Origin of the sequence: Streptomyces marokkonensis, from assembly GCF_008312835.1 — a bacterium.
Taxonomy (GTDB): Bacteria; Actinomycetota; Actinomycetes; order Streptomycetales; family Streptomycetaceae; genus Streptomyces; species Streptomyces marokkonensis_A.
The window spans coordinates 1-18994 of the sequence record NZ_VSKS01000002.1 but is presented as its reverse complement, the minus strand read 5'-3'; the positions used below and the strand labels follow the sequence as shown (position 1 = coordinate 18994).

The 18994-nt window shown below is 71.9% G+C and carries 20 protein-coding genes, 1 pseudogene and 1 riboswitch; of the genes and pseudogenes, 10 read left to right on the top strand and 11 right to left on the bottom strand.

Features of this window, described 5'->3' with window-relative positions:
- Positions 1–2 precede the first annotated feature (2 nt).
- From F1615_RS02870 to F1615_RS02855, 4 genes are all read left to right on the top strand, one after another.
- Positions 3–485: a succinate dehydrogenase hydrophobic membrane anchor subunit gene (locus tag F1615_RS02870; RefSeq protein ID WP_149547269.1), complete on the top strand. Its 483-nt coding sequence runs from the start codon at positions 3–5 to the stop codon at positions 483–485.
- A 19-nt stretch (positions 486–504) separates the two neighbouring features.
- Positions 505–2259, top strand: a complete 1755-nt coding sequence (sdhA, locus tag F1615_RS02865; RefSeq protein WP_149547268.1) for a succinate dehydrogenase flavoprotein subunit — start codon at positions 505–507, stop codon at positions 2257–2259.
- Positions 2259–3038, top strand: a complete 780-nt coding sequence (locus F1615_RS02860) for a succinate dehydrogenase iron-sulfur subunit (RefSeq protein WP_149547267.1) — start codon at positions 2259–2261, stop codon at positions 3036–3038. Before sdhA ends, F1615_RS02860 begins: the two co-directional genes overlap by 1 nt.
- A gap of 216 nt (positions 3039–3254) precedes the next feature.
- A complete protein-coding gene (locus tag F1615_RS02855) occupies positions 3255–4043 on the top strand; it encodes a TetR/AcrR family transcriptional regulator (RefSeq protein WP_149547266.1) in 789 nt (262 codons plus the stop codon).
- On the opposite strand, the gene F1615_RS02850 is transcribed toward F1615_RS02855, so the two are convergent.
- The 3 genes from F1615_RS02850 to F1615_RS02840 form a co-directional block, all read right to left on the bottom strand.
- Entirely contained in the window at positions 4036–4506 is a 471-nt protein-coding gene (locus tag F1615_RS02850) for a carboxypeptidase regulatory-like domain-containing protein (protein WP_425385616.1), read from the bottom strand. The genes F1615_RS02855 and F1615_RS02850 overlap by 8 nt on opposite strands.
- 240 nt (positions 4507–4746) lie before the next feature.
- Positions 4747–6063, bottom strand: coding sequence for a metallophosphoesterase (locus tag F1615_RS02845; RefSeq protein ID WP_149547265.1), 1317 nt, complete (start codon positions 6061–6063; stop codon positions 4747–4749).
- 24 nt (positions 6064–6087) lie between these two features.
- A complete protein-coding gene (locus F1615_RS02840; protein WP_149547264.1) occupies positions 6088–6339 on the bottom strand; it encodes an SCO4848 family membrane protein in 252 nt (83 codons plus the stop codon).
- A 172-nt stretch (positions 6340–6511) separates the two neighbouring features.
- Here F1615_RS02840 and F1615_RS02835 point away from each other — a divergent pair, with 172 nt between their 5' ends.
- Positions 6512–7795, top strand: a complete 1284-nt coding sequence (locus tag F1615_RS02835; protein ID WP_244328623.1) for a D-alanyl-D-alanine carboxypeptidase family protein — start codon at positions 6512–6514, stop codon at positions 7793–7795.
- On the opposite strand, the gene F1615_RS02830 is transcribed toward F1615_RS02835, so the two are convergent.
- The 4 genes from F1615_RS02830 to F1615_RS02815 are packed head-to-tail and all read right to left on the bottom strand — an operon-like array spanning position 7743 to position 10547.
- Complete coding sequence (locus F1615_RS02830) at positions 7743–8660, bottom strand: YihY/virulence factor BrkB family protein (RefSeq protein WP_149547262.1); 918 nt, start codon at positions 8658–8660, stop codon at positions 7743–7745. The genes F1615_RS02835 and F1615_RS02830 overlap by 53 nt on opposite strands.
- The gene (locus tag F1615_RS02825; protein WP_167533645.1) at positions 8648–9085 is read right to left on the bottom strand and encodes a GtrA family protein; all 438 of its coding nucleotides are present in this window, start codon (positions 9083–9085) and stop codon (positions 8648–8650) included. The genes F1615_RS02830 and F1615_RS02825 overlap by 13 nt, the downstream gene beginning before the upstream one ends.
- Complete coding sequence (locus F1615_RS02820; RefSeq protein WP_149547261.1) at positions 9082–10017, bottom strand: decaprenyl-phosphate phosphoribosyltransferase; 936 nt, start codon at positions 10015–10017, stop codon at positions 9082–9084. Before F1615_RS02820 ends, F1615_RS02825 begins: the two co-directional genes overlap by 4 nt.
- Positions 10014–10547: a phosphatase PAP2 family protein gene (locus tag F1615_RS02815; protein ID WP_149547260.1), complete on the bottom strand. Its 534-nt coding sequence runs from the start codon at positions 10545–10547 to the stop codon at positions 10014–10016. The genes F1615_RS02820 and F1615_RS02815 overlap by 4 nt, the downstream gene beginning before the upstream one ends.
- Positions 10548–10680: 133 nt before the next feature.
- Here F1615_RS02815 and F1615_RS02810 point away from each other — a divergent pair, with 133 nt between their 5' ends.
- Together F1615_RS02810 and F1615_RS02805 are read left to right on the top strand one after the other, a co-directional pair.
- The gene (locus tag F1615_RS02810; protein ID WP_149547259.1) at positions 10681–12036 is read left to right on the top strand and encodes an FAD-binding oxidoreductase; all 1356 of its coding nucleotides are present in this window, start codon (positions 10681–10683) and stop codon (positions 12034–12036) included.
- A 32-nt stretch (positions 12037–12068) separates the two neighbouring features.
- Entirely contained in the window at positions 12069–12824 is a 756-nt protein-coding gene (locus tag F1615_RS02805; protein ID WP_149547258.1) for a decaprenylphospho-beta-D-erythro-pentofuranosid-2-ulose 2-reductase, read from the top strand.
- Between the two features lie 16 nt (positions 12825–12840).
- On the opposite strand, the gene F1615_RS02800 is transcribed toward F1615_RS02805, so the two are convergent.
- Positions 12841–13419 (bottom strand): 2'-5' RNA ligase family protein, encoded by a 579-nt coding sequence (locus F1615_RS02800; RefSeq protein ID WP_149547257.1) that lies wholly within the window; start codon positions 13417–13419, stop codon positions 12841–12843.
- 186 nt (positions 13420–13605) lie between these two features.
- Complete coding sequence (trpS, locus tag F1615_RS02795) at positions 13606–14616, bottom strand: tryptophan--tRNA ligase (RefSeq protein WP_280118883.1); 1011 nt, start codon at positions 14614–14616, stop codon at positions 13606–13608.
- Between the two features lie 187 nt (positions 14617–14803).
- Between trpS and F1615_RS02790 the strand changes: the two genes are divergently transcribed.
- The 3 genes from F1615_RS02790 (at position 14804) to F1615_RS02780 (ending at position 17087) form a co-directional block, all read left to right on the top strand.
- A complete protein-coding gene (locus F1615_RS02790) occupies positions 14804–15364 on the top strand; it encodes an RNA polymerase sigma factor (protein WP_149547255.1) in 561 nt (186 codons plus the stop codon).
- Entirely contained in the window at positions 15357–16232 is an 876-nt protein-coding gene (locus F1615_RS02785; RefSeq protein WP_341873406.1) for a hypothetical protein, read from the top strand. Before F1615_RS02790 ends, F1615_RS02785 begins: the two co-directional genes overlap by 8 nt.
- A gap of 138 nt (positions 16233–16370) precedes the next feature.
- Positions 16371–17087 (top strand): hypothetical protein, encoded by a 717-nt coding sequence (locus F1615_RS02780; protein WP_149547253.1) that lies wholly within the window; start codon positions 16371–16373, stop codon positions 17085–17087.
- Positions 17088–17149: 62 nt separating this feature from the next.
- On the opposite strand, the gene F1615_RS02775 is transcribed toward F1615_RS02780, so the two are convergent.
- Both F1615_RS02775 and F1615_RS37055 read right to left on the bottom strand, forming a co-directional pair.
- Entirely contained in the window at positions 17150–18598 is a 1449-nt protein-coding gene (locus tag F1615_RS02775) for a glycine hydroxymethyltransferase (RefSeq protein ID WP_149547252.1), read from the bottom strand.
- A gap of 32 nt (positions 18599–18630) precedes the next feature.
- Positions 18631–18737: riboswitch (ZMP/ZTP riboswitch) on the bottom strand.
- Between the two features lie 64 nt (positions 18738–18801).
- Positions 18802–18994: pseudogene (locus tag F1615_RS37055) on the bottom strand (IS481 family transposase); the annotation flags it as partial.

Sequence of the window (18994 nt, the reverse complement as noted above, 5' to 3'; positions counted from 1 at the left end):
CCATGTCCACGACTGACACCACCGCCTCGGGCATCGGCCCCGTCGAGGGCGACTCGCTCTACTCCGTCGACAACCCGGCACCGGTCATCGAGCCCCCGCGCAAGCGGACCAAGAAGACCCCGAAGTCCACCCGGGGCAACTTCGAGCTGGCCGCCTGGCTGTTCATGCGCCTGTCCGGCGTCGTCCTGGTCGTCCTGGTCATCGGCCACCTGCTGATCCAGCTGGTGCTCGACGGCGGCGTCTCCAAGATCGGCTTCGCCTTCGTGGCCGGCCGCTGGGCCTCGCCGTTCTGGCAGGTCTGGGACCTGCTGATGCTGTGGCTCGCGATGCTGCACGGCGCCAACGGCCTGCGCACGGTCATCAACGACTACGCGGAGCGGCCGAACACCCGGCTGTGGCTCAAGGGCCTGCTCTACACCGCCACGGTGTTCACCATCCTGCTGGGCACGCTGGTGATCTTCACCTTCGACCCGAACATCCGCTAGGCACGGGGCTGCGAGAATCATGAAGATCCACAAGTACGACACCGTCATCGTCGGCGCCGGTGGCGCCGGTATGCGGGCCGCCATCGAGGCGACCAAGCGCAGCCGCACCGCCGTGCTGACCAAGCTCTACCCCACCCGTTCCCACACGGGCGCCGCGCAGGGCGGCATGGCCGCCGCGCTGGCCAACGTGGAGGAGGACAACTGGGAGTGGCACACCTTCGACACGGTCAAGGGCGGTGACTACCTGGTCGACCAGGACGCCGCCGAGATCCTGGCGAAGGAGGCCATCGACTCCGTCCTCGACCTGGAGAAGATGGGCCTGCCGTTCAACCGGACCCCGAACGGCACGATCGACCAGCGCCGCTTCGGCGGTCACAGCCGCAACCACGGCGAGGCCCCGGTCCGCCGCTCCTGCTACGCGGCGGACCGCACCGGCCACATGATCCTCCAGACGCTGTACCAGAACTGCGTCAAGGAGGGCGTGGAGTTCTTCAACGAGTTCTACGTCCTGGACCAGCTGATCACCGAGGTCGGCGGCGTCAAGCGGTCGGCCGGCGTCGTCGCGTACGAGCTGGCCACCGGCGAGATCCACATCTTCCAGGCGAAGGCCGTGATCTACGCCTCCGGCGGCACCGGCAAGTTCTTCAAGGTGACGTCCAACGCGCACACGCTGACCGGTGACGGCCAGGCCGCCGTGTACCGGCGCGGGCTGCCGCTGGAGGACATGGAGTTCTTCCAGTTCCACCCGACCGGCATCTGGCGCATGGGCATCCTGCTGACGGAGGGCGCCCGCGGTGAGGGCGGCATCCTGCGCAACAAGGACGGCGAGCGCTTCATGGAGAAGTACGCGCCGGTCATGAAGGACCTCGCCTCGCGTGACGTCGTCTCGCGCTCCATCTACACGGAGATCCGCGAGGGCCGCGGCTGCGGTCCCGAGGGCGACCACGTCTTCCTGGACCTCACGCACCTCCCGCCGGAGCAGCTGGACGCCAAGCTGCCCGACATCACGGAGTTCGCGCGGACCTACCTCGGCATCGAGCCCTACACGGACCCGATCCCGATCCAGCCCACCGCCCACTACGCCATGGGCGGCATCCCGACCAACGTCCAGGGCGAGGTCCTGGCGGACAACACCACCGTCGTCCCCGGCCTGTACGCGGCCGGCGAGGTCGCGTGCGTGTCCGTGCACGGCGCCAACCGGCTGGGCACGAACTCGCTGCTGGACATCAACGTGTTCGGCAAGCGGGCGGGCATCGCCGCGGCGGAGTACTCGCAGACCGCCGACTTCGTGGAGCTGCCGGAGAACCCGGAGTCCCTCGTCGTCGAGCAGATCGAGCGCCTGCGCTCCTCCACCGGCAACGAGCGGGTGGCCGAGCTCCGCCGCGAGCTGCAGGAGACCATGGACGCCAACGTCATGGTGTTCCGCACCGAGCAGACGATCAAGACGGCGGTCGAGAAGATCGCCGAGCTGCGCGAGCGCTACAAGAACGTCGCCATCCAGGACAAGGGCAAGCGGTTCAACACCGACCTCCTCGAGGCCGTCGAGCTGGGCAACCTGCTCGACCTGGCCGAGGTCATGGCCGTCTCCGCGCTGGCCCGCAAGGAGTCCCGCGGCGGTCACTACCGCGAGGACTACCCGAACCGCGACGACGTCAACTTCATGCGCCACACCATGGCCTACCGCGAGGTCGGCGCCGACGGCACCGAGACCGTCCGTCTGGACTACAAGCCGGTCGTCCAGACCCGCTACCAGCCGATGGAGCGTAAGTACTGATGGCTACCCCTGTTCTGGACAAGGCGGACGCGGCCGGTTCCCCCGAGCCCGGTTTCGCCGACTCCCCCTACATCACCGTCACCTTCCGGATCCGCCGGTTCAACCCGGAGGTCTCGGCCGAGGCGACCTGGGAAGACTTCCAGCTGGAGATCGACCCCAAGGAACGCGTCCTCGACGGTCTGCACAAGATCAAGTGGGATCTGGACGGCACGCTGACCTTCCGCCGCTCCTGCGCCCACGGCATCTGCGGTTCCGACGCCATGCGGATCAACGGCAAGAACCGCCTGGCGTGCAAGACGCTGATCAAGGACATCAGCCCCGAGAAGCCGATCACGATCGAGGCCATCAAGGGCCTCACGGTCCTCAAGGACCTGGTCGTGGACATGGAGCCGTTCTTCCAGGCGTACCGGGACGTGATGCCCTTCCTGATCACGAAGGACACCAACGAGCCGACGCGCGAGCGCCTGCAGTCCGCCGAGGACCGTGAGCGCTTCGACGACACGACCAAGTGCATCCTGTGCGCCGCGTGCACCACGTCGTGCCCGGTGTTCTGGAACGACGGCCAGTACTTCGGCCCGGCCGCCATCGTCAACGCGCACCGCTTCATCTTCGACTCGCGTGACGAGGCCGGCGAGCAGCGCCTGGAGATCCTCAACGACCGCGACGGCGTCTGGCGCTGCCGCACGACCTTCAACTGCACGGACGCCTGCCCGCGCGGTATCGAGGTCACGAAGGCGATCGCGGAAGTGAAGCGCGCGCTGATCACGCGCCGCTACTGAGGTACGTCGCCGTACGTCCGTGAGGGCCCCGTCTCCGCTGGAGACGGGGCCCTCCGGCATCTGCCGCGGCCCGTCGAGCGCCCCCTGGCCGAGATCCTCCGCGCCGGGCGGCCCCGCAAGGCCGGCTGAGCCGCGCGCCGGGCACCCCCGCCGAGCTGCGACGCCGGTACCTGCAGCGCGCCGGAGGGCACCCGCCCCGGGCGTTAGGCTCCCATCGTGCCCGCGAAGAACGACGGCCCCGACGACGGCGCCACCCTCAGCAAGTCCGAGCAGACCCGCGCCCTGATCCTCCAGACGGCCATGCGGCTGTTCCAGGAACGCGGCTACGACAAGACGACCATGCGGGCCATCGCCAAGGAGGCCGGGGTCTCCGTCGGCAACGCGTACTACTACTTCGAGGGCAAGGAACACCTGATCCAGGGCTTCTACGACCGGATCGCCGCCGAGCACCAGGTGGCGACCCGGGAGATCCTCGCCCGGGAGACCGACCTGGAGGCCCGCCTCGCGGGCGTGCTGAAGGCATGGCTGGACATCGCCGCGCCGTACCACGAGTTCGCGGTGCAGTTCTTCAAGAACGCCGCCGACCCGGACAGCCCGCTCAGCCCCTTCTCCCCGGAGTCGGAGCACGCGCGCGCGGAGGCGATCAGCGTGCACCGGGCGGTGCTCGCCGGGACGAAGACCAAGGTCCCCGAGGAACTGCGCGACATCCTGCCCGAACTGATGTGGCTGTCGCAGATGGGGCTGTGCCTGTACTGGATCTTCGACCGCACCGAGGGCCGCGAGCGCAGCTACCGGCTCGCCGAGCGCGGTGCCCGGCTCACCGCGCGGGGCATCGCCCTGGCCCGCTTCCGGGTGCTGCGGCCGCTGGTCCGCGAGGTGCACGAACTGTTCACGGACTTCCTGCCGGGGATGACGAAGGCGCTTCCCGACCCCGCGAAGAAGGCGGCGCCCACGGGGACGGGGGCACCCGTCGACGGCGACGGGCGCCCCGGCACCGTCAGTTGACGGCGTCCACCCCGCCGGGGGTGAGTTCCACGTCGTGCACCAGCGGTCCGTCCGTCACGGTCACGTGCGCCGCCCGGGAGCCGTGCGCAGCCGCCGTGACCGCGAGCAGGTAGGTGCCCGGGGCCGGGACGGAGACGATGTACGCGCCGTCGGCGAGGGAGACGACGCGGTCCAGTTGGCGGCCGCCGGACGTCATGAGCGTGACCGCCGCGCCCTCGACGGGCTCGCCGTCGGCGGTGCGGACGAAACCGTGGACGACGGAGGACGGGCCGCCGCGCTGGGCGGGGATCGCCGAGGGTGCCCCGGGGCCGGACTGCGGACCGTCCTCCCCGGGTTCGACCGCCAGCTGCGGCAGCCGCTTGTCCAGGGCGGCCGGCAGCCACCAGTTGGCCCGGCCGAGCAGGTGCATCACCGCCGGGACCAGCGCGGTGCGGACGGCGCCGGGCGAGGGTCTGTCGGTCACCGTGACGCTGCCGGCGCACCCGGTACGGTGCCCGGCACCGCCCCCGACACCCGAGGCCGCCCACACAGCCTGACGGCAGCCGCCCCTCGCAGCCGCGGGCAGTCGTGCCTCCCCCGTGCCCTGTGGGCCCGCGAGGTGTCCCCGGGCGGCACCGGCGGGCGCTGGGGGCGCCCCCTGCGGGAGGCACCCCGCAAGCGCAGGTGAGACGACCCGCCCCCGGCCCGCCCCGGCGCCCCGCCCTCAGGCCTGCCGCGAAGCCAGCTCGATCACCGTGACGTCCGACGGCGCACCCACCCGGGTGGGCGGCCCCCACGCACCGGCACCCCGGCTGACGTACAACTGCGTGTCCCCGTAGCGGTCCAGCCCCGCCAGCGTCGGATTCGCGCCACGGGCGATCAGATTCCCGGGCCACAGCTGCCCGCCATGCGTATGACCCGACAACTGCAGGTCCACCCCATGGTCCACGGCCTCATGGATCTGCACAGGCTGATGTGCCAGCAGCACACACGCCCGCTCCCGATCACGGTCCCCCAGCGCCCGCGCGAAGTCCGGCCCCTGCCCCTCGTCCTCACCGGCCACGTCGTTGACCCCCGCCAGATCGAAGTGGGGCAACTCCGTCCGCGCGTTCTCCAGCGGATTCAGCCCGAGCCGCCGCACCTCCTCGACCCACTGCTCGGCACCGGAGAAGTACTCGTGGTTGCCGGTGACGAAGAAGGATCCGTGACGCGCCCTCAGCTGCGCCAGCGGAGCCGCGGCCGGCCCCAGATCCTTCACACTGCCGTCCACCAGGTCCCCGACGACCGCGATGAGGTCCGGCTGGGTCGAGTTGATCGTGTCGACGACCTTCTGCGCGAAGCCCCGCCCGAGCACCGGCCCCAGATGGACGTCGCTGACGACCGCGATCCGGAAACCGTGGGCCGCGCGGGGCAGCCTGGCCAGCGGCACGGTGACCCGCTTCACGCCCGGCCCGCGCAGCACCCCGTACGTTCCGTGGCCGACGGTCCCCACGGCCGCCGCGGCGGCGGCCCCTGCGACCACACGGGAGACGAACAGCCGCCGGGAAGGCCCGGAGGACGAGGCGGGGACGCCCGGGCCGTCCGGGTCGGCGGGGCCGCCGCCGGCCCCGTCCCCGCCCGCTCCGGCACCCTGCGCACGGGACCCCGCGGGTCCCGCCCCCTGTCCGGCCGGTATCGGCTCCGGCTTCGCCGGGGCGGTCGCCGCCTCCGCCGTCCTCGCCCGCCGCTCCAGGACCCGGCGCAGCACCGGCCGCACCAGCTCACCCGCGAGCACCCCCAGCAGCAGGTACAGGGACAGCGCCAGCCACAGGAACCCCGGCCAGGCCAGCACCTGCTGGAGCCAGAAGGGCGCACCGGCGTTCTCGGCGACGAGAGCGCCGACGGCCAGCGCCCAGCCCCCGGCGATCACCACCGCACCCGCGCGGCGCACCGCGCCCGGGCCCCGCGTGGTGTCCCGGAACAGACGCCGCCACACGTACCAGTTGCCCGTGACCAGGACGGCCAGAACCAGCAGCGCGATGAGTACGAAGACGATGGCCACGGTGCGGAGTTCCCCTGCTTTCCGTTACGACGCCGTTCGTGACGTCCGGCTCAGTGCGCGCAGTCCGCGCAACCCGATGCCGCCGATGACCGTCCCCAATACGAAGGAGACGACGGCGAGCGTCAGATGAACGAAGAAGTAGGCCGTCGGATTCCCGTCATCGAACGCGAGCCCGCTGCTGTCCTTGACCAGGTTCCTGACGAAAGTGATCCAGATGACCCAGCTCCACACCCCGAAGGCGAGCAGGAACCAGGAGACGGGGCGGCTGAGTTTCACCGAAACAGACCTTTCGTCGCAGCGCCGGGCTCCCGCGGCCGGCCGGGGGTCCGGGGTGTGTCCCCCGGATGAGCACGGCATGCCTCCAGTATCACCGGCCACTGTCCGGTTCCTTGCCCGGGGTGGGGAGCGGGGCGGGACTTCCGCAGATGTGGCATGTACGTTTCCGACCGTGCCCGCACCCAAGAACACCGTCCGGCGCTCGCTGCTGGTCGCTTCCGCCGTCCTGCTGTCCACCGCGCTGACCGCGCCCGTCGCACTGGCGGCACCCAAGCCGTCGACGACCCCGTCGGCCACTCCCCCGGCGACGATGTCGACGGTGGGCGGCGCCCGGCTCGGGCAGCCGGGGACCCAGGTCAACCTGGCGGGCGGGGTCCCGGTGCTGCCGAAGGGGCTGTCGGCCCGGTCCTGGATCGTCGCCGACGCCGAGTCGGGCGAGGTGCTCGCCGCGCACAACGCGCACTGGCGGCTGGCCCCGGCGAGCACGCTGAAGATGCTGTTCGCCGACACGCTGCTGCCGAAGTGGCCCAGGACGACGGAGCACAAGGTGCAGGTCTCCGACCTGGCCGGTGTCGGGGCCGGTTCCAGCATGGTCGGGATCAAGGAGGAAGAGACCTACACGGTCCACGACCTGTGGCTGGGCGTGTTCCTTCGCTCCGGCAACGACGCGGTGCATGTGCTGTCGGCGATGAACGGGGGTGTCGAGAACACCGTCGACGAGATGAACGAGCACGCCGAGGAGCTCCAGGCCCTCGACACGTACGTGGTCAGCCCGGACGGCTACGACGCCGAGAGGCAGGTGTCGTCGGCGTACGACCTGACGCTGATCGCCCGCTCGGGGCTGCAGAAGAAGGACTTCCGGGAGTACGCCTCGACGGTGCGGGCGAAGTTCCCGGGCGGGACGAAGAAGAACAAGAAGGGCAAGAAGGTCCGCGGGTCCTTCGAGATCCAGAACACCAACCGGCTGCTGAGCGGTGACTCCGACGTGCCCGTCTACCAGGGCATAGCGGGTGTGAAGAACGGCAACACCACCAACGCCGGCGCCACCTTCACCGGCGTCGCCGAGCAGGGCGGCAAGGTGCTGCTGGTCACCGTGATGAACCCGCAGAAGGACGAGTCGAACGAGGTCTACAAGGAGACCGCACGACTGTTCGACTGGGGCTTCAAGGCAGCCGGCAAGGTCGAGCCGGTCGGTGAGCTGGTGCCGCCGAGGAGCGCCGCCCGGGCCGGTGCCCGGCCGGGTCCGTCCGCCTCCCCGTCGGAGGCGGGGGAGGCCGGTGGCGCCGCGGCAGGGTCGAAGCCGGTGGCGAGCGCCCCGACGGGCGGCGGCACCGACGGCATGGGTATCGCGCTGGGCATCGCGGGCGGATTGCTGGTGCTGCTCGCGGGCGGTGCGTACCTGGTCAGCCGGCGCTGGCCGCTGCCGGACCTGGTGCGCCGCCGCTCGCGTCCGTGACCTCGGGCACCTCGTCCAGTTTGCTCTGCGTCGCCGTCCAGGCGGCGCAGAACAGGACCAGCTTCGAGGTGAAGTTGATCCACAGCAGCAGGGCCACCGGAACGCCGAACGCGCCGTACATGCTCTTCGCGGCGACTCCCTGCATATAGCCGCTGAGCAGCAGTTTCAGCAGTTCGAAGCCGATCGCGCCGGTGAGCGCGGCGACGGTCAGCCGGTGCCGGGTGGGTTCGACGCCGGGCAGCAGGGTGAGGACGTACAGCAGGAGCAGGAAGTCGGCGCCCACGGCGACGGCGAACGCCGCGACGTGCAGCACGATCCCGCCCCAGCCGCCCTTCTCCAGCCCGATGGCGTCGCTGATCCGGCCGACCAGCGCGGAGGCGACGGCGGAGGCGACGAGGGTGACCAGGAGCGCGCCGCCGAGCCCGACGAGGATGCCCGCGTCCTTGCCCTTGCGCAGGACGGGGTTCTCCTCCTCGTCGGGCAGTTCCCACACCGCGCGCAGGCAGTCGCGCATGGCTCCGGCCCAGCTGATGCCGGTGAACAGCAGGACGGCACCGGCGATGAGGCCGACGGTGCCGGCGTTCTGCACCAGGTCCTCGACGTTCAGCTGGTCGGAGATGCCGGGCACCTGGTCGGTGATGCTGTCCTGGAGGGTGTCCTGCCGGTCCTGGCTGAGCGTGGCGGCGCCGATCACCGCCACCACGGTGAGCAGCGGGAACAGCGCGACGAAGCTCCTGAACGTCATCGCGGCGGCCAGCCGCGTCCAGTGCACGCGGTCCAGACGTTCGTACGACCGCCACGCGTGCGTGAGCATCAGGCGCGCCACCCACGGCCCCACACCCGGGAGCTTTTTCAGCCAGTCCATGACCCGACTCTGCCCGCATCGCGGAAGACCAATGTCCGGGTGCCCCAGAACCGGACAATGGTGGCCAGTGCCATGCCGATCACCGCGCCGGACACGGTGTCCGCGCGTTGCGAGGTGAGGCCGAGCCCGTAGTGGCTGACGGCCAGGCAGAGCAGTTGCACGGCGGCGCCTGCGAGGTTGACCGCGAAGAACACCGCGTAGGGGCGCGCGCCGCGCACGCGTGTGCCGCGGTAGGTGCCGTAGGCGTTGCCGGCGTAGGCGACCGTGCAGCCGGCGACGAAGGAGAGGGCCTTGGCGGTGAGCGGGCCGCATCCGGCGGGGCCGCGCAGATATGTGAAGAGGGCCAGGTCGACGGCGTAGGCGAGCAGACCGGCGGTGGCGAAACCGAGGAGCTCCCGCCGGTGCCGGAGCAGACGGGCTCTCACCAGTCCGCCACCGCCGCGGCGTACATCGCCACCCACACCACGCCGATGAGGGCGAGCGCGCGGTCGCCCAGCACCACGTCCTCGGGTTCGCCGGCGGTCCCGCGGTCGGCGAAGACGGCGTAGCGGAGGACGGCGAGGACGAAGGCGACCACGGACAGCTGCCGCCAGGGCAGCACGCTGGTGTGCGGCACCCCTCCCTCCTCCAGGGCCCACAGGCAGTAGCCGAGGACGGCGACACCGGCGGCGAGCTGCCAGACGAAGCGGAGGTAGCCGGTGGTGTACTCGGTGAGCAGCGCGCGCGTGGCGCCCGCCGTGCCGGCCATCCGCACGGCCTCGGAGTAGCGCTTGGCCGCGACCATGAACAGCGCTCCGAACCCGGTCGTGATCAGGAACCAGCGCGACAGCGGGATGCCGAGGGCGAGCCCGCCGATCACCGCGCGCATCACGAAGCCGGTGGTGACGACGACGAGGTCGACGACGAGGACGTGCTTGAGGCTGAGGCAGTACGCCAGTTGCATGCCGAGGTAGGCGGTCAGCAGCGCGGCGACCTCCGGTGGGCACAGCCGGGCCGCGACGACCGGTGCGAGGACACCGAGGGTGATCCCGGCGGCGTAGGCGACCGGGACGGGGACCTGGCCGGCGGCGACCGGGCGGCGGCACTTGGTGGGGTGGGCGCGGTCGGCCGCGGCGTCGCGCGCGTCGTTGACCAGGTAGACGGCGGCGGCGCAGGCGGTGAACAGGACGAACACCAGGGCGAGTCGGGTCAGCGCGTGGGCGGAGAACAGTTGGCCGGCGGCGGCCGGGGCGGCGATCACCAAAACGTTCTTGACCCACTGCTTGGGCCGTGCGGTTCTGAGCAGGCCCTTGAGGAGGCCGCCCCTGCCGGACGGTGCGGCCTGCCGTCGGCCGGAGCGCTCGCGCAGCAGGGTCACGCGGGGCCTCCCGTCATCCAGCGGGTGCCGAGCCGGGCCGTCAGCGCGCCGAGGGCGGCGCCCGCCGCCACGTCCGAGGGGTAGTGGACGCCGGCCACCAGGCGGGAGACGCACACGGCGGCGGCCAGCGGCGGCACCGCGCGGGCGCCCAGCGCGCCGAAGGCGACGGCGGCGGCCGCGGCGGAGGTGGCGTGCGAGCTGGGGAAGGAGTGCCGGCCGGCCGTGCCGACGAGCGGTTCGACATGGGCGGGGCGGGGGCGGCGCACGACCCGCTTGACGCCCATGCTGACGGCGTGGGCGCCGGCGGTGAGCACGGTGCCGCGCAGCCAGGCGCCGCGCCGGGGGCGGTCCGCGACGGCTCCGGCGAGTCCCGCCGCGAGCCACAGCGCCCCGTGCTCCCCCGCCCAGGACAGGGCCCGCGCGGTGGCACCCACGCGCGGGTCCGTGCCGCACGCCCTGAGCGCGGCGACGATCCGGTGGTCGAGGGCGTGGAGACCGCGGGGGTGCGGGAGGTCGTGGTGGTCGTCCATGTGGACCCACTGTTCACCCCCGGCGGGCCGGAATTCCGCCACTATTGAGCGACATCCCATTAATCACCCATTTCGGGGACGAGGGTGACGTTTCAAATCCAATGAGTCACACAGGGGCGATACGGTCGCCGTCATGCCCGCCGACACCGTTTCCGTCACGGGGTGGGGCCGCACGGCTCCCACCGCCGCCCGGCTGATCCGCCCACGGACGTACGAGGAGGCCGCCCTGGCCGTCCGGGAGTGCGGCCCCCGCGGGGGCATCGCGCGGGGCCTGGGACGGGCGTACGGGGACGCGGCGCAGAACGCGGGCGGCGCGGTGCTCGACATGACGGGCCTGGACCGGGTCCACGCGATCGACGCCGACGGCGGCACGGTGCTGTGCGACGCGGGCGTGTCCCTGCACCGCCTGATGGAGGTGCTGCTGCCGCTCGGCTGGTTCGTGCCGGTGACGCCCGGCACCCGCTACGTGACCGTCGGGGGGGCGATCGGCGCCGACATCCACGGCAAGAACCACCACGTGTCCGGCTCCTTCTCCCGCCACGTGCTGTCCTTCGAACTGCTCACCGCCGACGGGCGGGTCGGCACGGTCGTGCCGGGCACGCCGCTGTTCGAGGCGACCGCGGGCGGCATGGGCCTGACCGGGGTGGTCCTCACCGCGACGATCCGGCTCCAGCCGGTCGAGACCTCCCTGATGTCGGTCGACACCGAACGCGCGACCGATCTCGACGACCTGATGGCCCGTCTCACCGGCACCGACCACCGCTACCGGTACTCGGTCGCCTGGATCGATCTGCTGGCCCGGGGCCGCGCCACCGGCCGCGCGGTGCTCACACGGGGCGACCACGCGCCCCTGGACGCGCTGCCCCGCGGCACCCGCGCGCGCGGGGAGCCCCTGTCCTTCCGCACCTCGCGTCTCCCGGCCGCCCCCGCCTTCGTCCCCGAGGGCCTGCTCAGCCGCACCACCGTGGGGCTGTTCAACGAGCTCTGGTACCGCAAGGCGCCCCGTGCCCGGACCGGGCAGCTCCAGCGGATCCCGGCCTTCTTCCACCCCCTGGACGGCGTGCCGCACTGGAACCGGGTCTACGGGCGGGGCGGCTTCGTGCAGTACCAGTTCGTCGTCGGGCACGGGCGGGAGGACACCCTGCGCCGGATCGTGCGCCGGATCTCCGCACGGCGCTGCCCGTCCTTCCTGGCCGTCCTCAAACGCTTCGGTGAGGCCGATCCGGGCTGGCTTTCCTTCCCCGTGCCGGGCTGGACCCTGGCCCTGGACGTCCCCGCGTCGCTGCCCGGACTCAGCGGCTTCCTCGACGAGCTCGACGAGGAGGTGGCCGGCGCGGGCGGGCGCGTCTACCTCGCCAAGGACTCCCGGCTGCGCCCGGAGCTGCTCGCGGCCATGTACCCCCGCCTGGACGACTTCCGCGCGCTGCGCGCCGAACTGGACCCGCGCGGGGTGTTCACCTCCGACCTGTCCCGCAGGCTCCACCTCTGAAACCGTCGACCCCAGCCCCCTGAGGAGCTGTCGTGAAGGACGCCTTCGGCCTCCCCCAGTCCCTGCTCGTCCTCGGCGGTACGTCCGAGATCGCGCTGGCCACCGCGCGGCGGCTGATCGCCCGCCGCACCCGCGCGGTGTGGCTGGCCGGCCGCCCCTCCCCGGGCCTGGACGAGGCCGCCGGGCAGCTGCGCGGTCTCGGCGCCGAGGTGCGCACCGTCGCCTTCGACGCGCTCGACCCCGCCGCCCACGAGGACACGCTCGGCAAGGTCTTCGCCGAGGGCGACATCGACATGGTGCTGCTCGCCTTCGGCACCCTGGGCGACCAGGCGCACGACGAGCGGGACCCGGGAGCCGCGGTACGGGTCGCGCAGACCAACTACACCGGCGCGGTCTCGGCGGGCCTGGTGTGCGCGGGCGCGCTCCAGGCGCAGGGGCACGGCTCGCTGGTGGTGCTGTCCTCGGTCGCGGGCGAGCGGGCCCGCCGCGCGAACTTCATCTACGGCTCCAGCAAGGCCGGCCTGGACGCCTTCGCCCAGGGCCTCGGCGACGCGCTGTACGGCACGGGCGTGCACGTCATGGTCGTACGCCCCGGCTTCGTCCGTACGCGGATGACGGCCGGGCTGCCCGAGGCGCCGCTGGCCACCACCCCGGAGGCGGTCGCGGCGGCCGTGGAGCTGGGGCTGCGGCGCCGCGCGGAGACGGTCTGGGTGCCGGGGGCGCTGCGGATGGTGATGTCGGCGCTGCGGCACCTGCCGCGCGGGGTGTTCCGGCGGCTGCCGGTCTGAGCCCCGGCGCGGGTGTTCAGTGGGCGGAGACGGATCCCAGGTCCACGCTGCCGGCCTGCGGGGGCACCACCACGGAACCGAACGGGAACTCGCGCAGCTTGCGCCACACCCCGTCGGCCCCCTGCTCGTAGAGGGCGAAGCCCGTGCACGGCCACTCGGCCTCGTAGCCGGCGAGCTCCTCGAAGGCGCGGTCCATGGCCGCCTCCTCGATGCCGTGCGCCACGGTGACGTGCGGGTGGTACGGGAACTGCAGCTCGCGGGCGACCGGCCCGGAGGCGTCGCGGATGTGCTTCTGCAGCCAGGCGCAGGCCTCACCGCCCTCGACGACCCGGACGTACACCACCGGCGACAGCGGACGGAACGTGCCGGTGCCCGACAGCCGCATCGGGAACGGCCGGCCCGCCGTGGCGACCTCGCTCAGGTGCGCCTCGACGGCGGGCACGTCGCGGTCCTCGAGCTCGGTCGGCGGCAGCAGGGTGACGTGGGTGGGGATGCCGTGAGCCGCGGCGTCGCCGAAGCCCGCGCGCAGCTGCTGAAGCCGGCTGCCGTGAGGCTCCGGGACCGCGATCGACACACCGATCGTTACGGTCCCCACGTCGTCTCCTGTCGTAGTGGTGGTGAAGCGCGGTGGTGAAACTGCGGTGAGCACCCGGTGACCGCCGAAACGGTCACCCGGATATCGACTGTACGACCACGACCCGGATGCGGGCAGGCGCAACCGGAGTGATGTGCAGCGCTGTGCGGTGGTACGGATCGCGCCGTGTGCCGGTTCAGCGCCGGTTCAGTGCTTGGCGGGCAGGAAACCCACCCGTTCGTACGCCTGCGCAAGGGTCTCCGCGGCGACGGCACGCGCCTTCTCCGCGCCCTTGGCCAGGACCGAGTCAAGCGTCTCGGGGTCGTCCAGGTACTGCTGGGTGCGCTCCTTGAACGGGGTGACGAAGTCGACCACGACCTCGGCGAGGTCCGTCTTGAGCGCACCGTAGCCCTTGCCGGCGTACTTCTGCTCCAGTGCGGGGATGTCCGCTCCGGTGAGGGTCGAATAGATCGTGAGGAGATTGCTCACACCGGGCTTCTCCACGACGTCGTAGCGGATCACCGTGTCGGTGTCGGTGACCGCGCTCTTCACCTTCTTGGCGGTGGTCCTCGGCTCGTCCAGGAGGTTGATGAGGCCCTTCGGCGTGGACGCCGACTTGCTCATCTTGATCGACGGGTCCTGGAGGTCGTAGATCTTCGCCGTCTCCTTGAGGATGTACGGCTTCGGCTTGGTGAACGTCTCGCCGAACCGGCCGTTGAACCGCTCGGCCAGGTCGCGGGTGAGCTCGATGTGCTGGCGCTGGTCCTCGCCCACCGGCACCTCGTCCGCCTGGTAGAGCAGGATGTCCGCGACCTGGAGGATCGGGTACGTGAACAGGCCGACGGAGGCGCTGTCGGCGCCCTGCCGGGCGGACTTGTCCTTGAACTGGGTCATCCGGGAGGCCTCGCCGAAGCCGGTGAGGCAGTTCATCACCCAGGCGAGCTGGGCGTGCTCGGGCACATGGCTCTGCACGAAGAGCGTGCAGCGGTCCGGGTCCAGTCCGGCGGCCAGCAACTGGGCGGCCGCGAGGCGGGTGTTGGCGCGCAGCTCCTTCGGGTCCTGCGGAAGCGTGATCGCGTGCAGGTCGACGACCATGTAGAACGCGTCGTGGGTCTCCTGCAGGGCCACCCACTGGCGGACGGCACCGAGGTAGTTGCCGAGGTGGAACGAGCCTGCGGTGGGCTGGATTCCGGAGAGCACGCGAGGACGATGCTGCATGGCGAAGCCATTCCCCTGAGGGTGGTGGTGGGAGACGGGCGGGCGGTCAGGAGCCATGCCCTCATTCTCTCAGGTCCCGCCGAGCGGTCCGGAACCGACCGGAAACAGGTGGGAACCGATCCGAGCCCGGCGGTGTAACAAGGGTGTGAGGACGCGGGAGGGGGGCCGCATCGTCGATGAGGCCGCGGTGATCGCACGCGTACGCGCCGGGGAGCCGGAGGCGTACGCGGAGCTGGTGCGGGCCCATACGGGCATCGCGCTCAGGGCGGCCGCCGCGCTCGGTGCGGGGGCGGACGCGGAGGACGTGGTGCAGCAGGCGTTCGTGAAGGCGTACTGCGCGCTGGGCCGGTTCCGGGACGGGACGGCGTTCCGGCCGTGGCTGCTGTCGATCGTGGCCAACGAGACGAGGAACACCGTGCGCGCGGCGGTGCGGAGAAGCACCCTCGCCGGCCGTGAGGCGGCGTTCGTGGAGGCGGAGCCCGTGATACCGGAATCGGCCGATCCGGCGGTGGCGACGCTGGAGACGGAGCGCCGCGGGGCGCTGGTGGCCGCCCTGGAGAAGCTGAGCGAGGAGCACCGGCTCGTCGTCACCTACCGCTATCTGCTGGAGATGGACGAGCGGGAGACCGCCCAGGCCCTGGGCTGGCCGCGGGGCACGGTGAAGTCCCGGCTGAACCGCGCCCTGCGCAAGCTGGAGCGCCTGCTGCCGGACTTCCGGCCCCGGGAAGGGGGTGAGAGGTGTGGGTGAGCGCCACGACGGCGAGGCCGAGCGGCTGCGGGAGGAGCTGCGGGCCCTCGGCCGGTCCCTGGACGGGCCGGGCGGGGCCGCGGGGTCCGAGTCGATGGTCGAGCGGGTGCTGGGGCAGATACTCGCCGAGCGGGTGCCGGTTCCGGTCGCCGAGCCGACGGGCGCCCGGGCGCGGCTGCTGACGGTGCGGCGCTGGGCGCGGGCGCGCCGGCGGAAGCTGGTCGCGGCGGTGTGCGGGCTGCTGACGGTGCTGGCGCTGACGCCCCCCGTGCGGGCCGCGGTGACCGACTGGTTCGCCTTCGGAGGGGTCGAGGTGCGGTACGACCCGTCGGCGGTGCCCTCTTCGGGGGCAGAGGTGCCCGGCTGCGGGCGGTCGGTGCCGCTCGGTGAGGCGGAACGGCGGGCCGGGTTCACGCCGCTGGTGCCGAAGGCGCTGGGGCTTCCGGACGCGGTGACGGTGAGCGGGCTGCCGCGGGGACGGTCCCAGGTGAGCCTGTGCTGGCGGGAGAAGGGGCGCACGATCCGGCTGGACGAGTTCCCGGGCCGCCTGGACATCACCTTCGTCAAGAGCGTGCGCGAGCAGCCGGAGTGGGCGTCGCTGGGCGAGGAGGGCACGGAGGACCGGGGTGCGGAGCCGGTTCTGTGGTTCCCGCGGCCGCATGTGCTGACCTTCTGGATGGTCGACACGGACGGGCACCGGTTCACCCGGGCGGAGCGCACGGCGGGGCCGACGCTGCTGTGGGGTCACAGGGGTGCGGTGGACGGTCAGGGGGCGGCGGCGGACGGTGTGACGCTGCGGCTGGAGGGGGTGGCGTCCAAGGCGCGGGCGCTGGAGATCGCGGCGACGGCCGAGGAATCGGGCGGGTGACGGCTGGGCCTCGCCGGCGGATGTCGCGGAATCGAGGTGGACCGGTGGGGAACCTGGGCGGTCCGGGCGGTGTACCAGAAGTGACAGGCGGCTCGTGCGCGGGCCGCACGGGGATCGACCGGCCGAGTGGGGGCCCGGATGCGCGGATGGAAGGGCAGTGTCCGACAACTGACGGCGAGTGCGGGGGCCTTGGCGGCCGCGCTGGCCCTGATGATGTGGGGAGCGTCGCCGGCCGTCGCCGGGGGGCCGACGAGCGTGCTGGTGGTCTCGCCGGAGAGCCGGGAGACGGCCTCGCTGTTCTACTCCGACGCGGAGTACGGCCGGCTGGAGAGACTGCTCGGCCCGGTCGGCGAAGGCACCCGTGAGAGGCCGCCGGAAGCCGTCTCGGGATCGGCCCGGCTGATCAATGTGACATGGATGGTGCACGACGTGACGCCTTGGCGCGTGGACCGGGTCTTCGTGGGGCTCCCGAACGATGACGTATGGATACACACGGCGTCGCACGTCCCTGAGTCGCCGAACGGGTTCTGGCACCGTGCCGATAACCCTTCGGATGTGTACAAGTTCCTGTTCGAGTTGGGCGTCATGGGCACGACGACAGCCCCGGCACCGGCATCCGGGGTGTACCCGGCACCGTGGGAGACGGCGCAGGCCGGCCCGGCGACCGACGAAGGTACGGCCGCAGCGGCATCCGAGACCCGCGCTGCGCCGGCCGACTCCACCGACTGGTGGTGGGTGATACCGGGGGTGGTGGCCGGAGCGGCGCTGGCCCTGCTGCTGCGCCCGCATGTGGCACGGCTGATCCACCGGCGGAAGGACGACCCCGGTCCGCGGCAGGAACTGCTGGACGTCTGACGACGGCGCACGGCGGCCCGGTGCGCAACCGGACCGCCGTGCGTCGCTCGCGAGGGGACGCCTCAGCCGAGGTCGATCTCCGGGTACAGCGGGAAGCCGGCGACCAGGTCGGTGGCGCGGCGGGAGATCTCGTCGGCGACCTTCGCGTCGAGGACGTGGGAGGCCTTGGACGGGGCGCCGGACTTGGTGGTGCCGGGCTCCGTGGTGGTGAGGACGCGGTCGATGAGGCCGGCGACCTCGTCCATCTCGGCGGTGCCCAGGCCGCGGGTGGTCAGCGCGGGGGTGCCGATGCGGATGCCGGAGGTGTACCAGGCTCCGTTGGGGTCGGCGGGGATGGCGTTGCGGTTGGTCACGATGCCCGACTCGAGCAGCGCGGCCTCGGCCTGGCGGCCGGTGAGGCCGTAGGAGGTGGCGACGTCGATCAGGTTGAGGTGGTTGTCGGTGCCGCCGGTGACCAGGGCGGCACCGCGGCGCATCAGTCCCTCGGCGAGGGCGCGGGAGTTGTCGACGATGCGCTGGGCGTAGTCCTGGAAGGCGGGCCGGCGGGCCTCGGCGAGGGCGACGGCCTTGGCGGCCATGACGTGCGGGAGCGGGCCGCCGAGGACCATCGGGCAGCCGCGGTCGACCTGGTCCTTGAGGGAGTCGTCGCACAGCACCATGCCGCCGCGCGGGCCGCGCAGCGACTTGTGGGTGGTGGTGGTGACGATCTGGGCGTGCGGGACCGGGTCGAAGTCGCCGGTGAGGACCTTGCCCGCGACGAGACCGGCGAAGTGCGCCATGTCGACCATGAGCGTGGCGCCGACCTCGTCGGCGATCTCGCGCATGATCCGGAAGTTCACCAGACGGGGGTAGGCGGAGTAGCCGGCGACGATGATCAGCGGCTTGAACTCACGGGCGGAGGTGCGCAGGGCCTCGTAGTCGATCAGGCCGGTGGCCGGGTCGGTGCCGTAGGAGCGCTGGTCGAACATCTTGCCGGAGATGTTCGGGCGGAAGCCGTGGGTGAGGTGGCCGCCGGCGTCCAGGGACATGCCGAGCATGCGCTGGTTGCCGAAGGCCTGGCGGAGTTCGGCCCAGTCGGCCTCGGAGAGGTCGTTGACCTGGCGGGCGCCGGCCTTCTCCAGGAAGGGGGCCTCGACGCGGTCGGCGAGGACGGACCAGAAGGCGACGAGGTTGGCGTCGATGCCGGAGTGCGGCTGGACGTAGGCGTGTCGGGCGCCGAAGAGTTCCTTGGCGTGCTCGGCGGCGAGCGACTCGACGGTGTCGACATTGCGGCAGCCGGCGTAGAAGCGGCGTCCGACGGTGCCCTCGGCGTACTTGTCGCTGAACCAGTTGCCCATCGCGAGGAGGGTGGCCGGGGAGGCGTAGTTCTCCGAGGCGATCAGCTTGAGCATCTCGCGCTGGTCGGCGACCTCCTGGCCGATGGCGTCGGCGACGCGCGGCTCGACGGCGCGGATCACGTCGAGGGCGGCGCGGAAGGCGGTGGAAGCGGTGGAGAGGGGCTCGGCAGACATGAGGGACCTCCGGACGTGGCGTTCAGCGTTCACGGTACGGCCCAGGCGCACGGCACATTTCCGGTCCCTGCGGGTCACGGTTCCGGGGGCCGCTTCCTGATGGTTGCTCCATCCCAGCGCGCCAGTCACGGCCCACGGTCAGGTTACCGGCTGGCACGAAGTGCCATGGGGAGGCGTCCATCATGCGGGCGACAGCAGGGGCCCTAGATGTGTTGTTCCGACAGGTTGGTGACGCGGCTGGCGGGTGTGTGGCCGTCGATGCCGGTGTGGGGTCGGTGCGTTCGACCTTGCCGTTGGTCTGCGGTCGCCACGGCCGGGTCCAGCGCGGCTGGATCCCCAGATTCCGGCAGGTGTCGCGCCAGGTGTTCTTCGTGTAAGCCCAGGCGTTGTCGGTCA

Coding starts and splice junctions, on each gene's coding strand:
- F1615_RS02870 (WP_149547269.1), top strand. CDS start 3: ATGTCCACGACTGACACCACCGCCTCGGGCATCGGCCCCGTCGAGGGC.
- F1615_RS02810 (WP_149547259.1), top strand. CDS start 10,681: ATGCCCGCCGACACCGTTTCCGTCACGGGGTGGGGCCGCACGGCTCCC.
- F1615_RS02860 (WP_149547267.1), top strand. CDS start 2,259: ATGGCTACCCCTGTTCTGGACAAGGCGGACGCGGCCGGTTCCCCCGAG.
- trpS (WP_280118883.1), bottom strand. CDS start 14,616: ATGCAGCATCGTCCTCGCGTGCTCTCCGGAATCCAGCCCACCGCAGGC.
- F1615_RS02780 (WP_149547253.1), top strand. CDS start 16,371: ATGCGCGGATGGAAGGGCAGTGTCCGACAACTGACGGCGAGTGCGGGG.
- sdhA (WP_149547268.1), top strand. CDS start 505: ATGAAGATCCACAAGTACGACACCGTCATCGTCGGCGCCGGTGGCGCC.
- F1615_RS02775 (WP_149547252.1), bottom strand. CDS start 18,598: ATGTCTGCCGAGCCCCTCTCCACCGCTTCCACCGCCTTCCGCGCCGCC.
- F1615_RS02815 (WP_149547260.1), bottom strand. CDS start 10,547: ATGGACGACCACCACGACCTCCCGCACCCCCGCGGTCTCCACGCCCTC.
- F1615_RS02830 (WP_149547262.1), bottom strand. CDS start 8,660: ATGGACTGGCTGAAAAAGCTCCCGGGTGTGGGGCCGTGGGTGGCGCGC.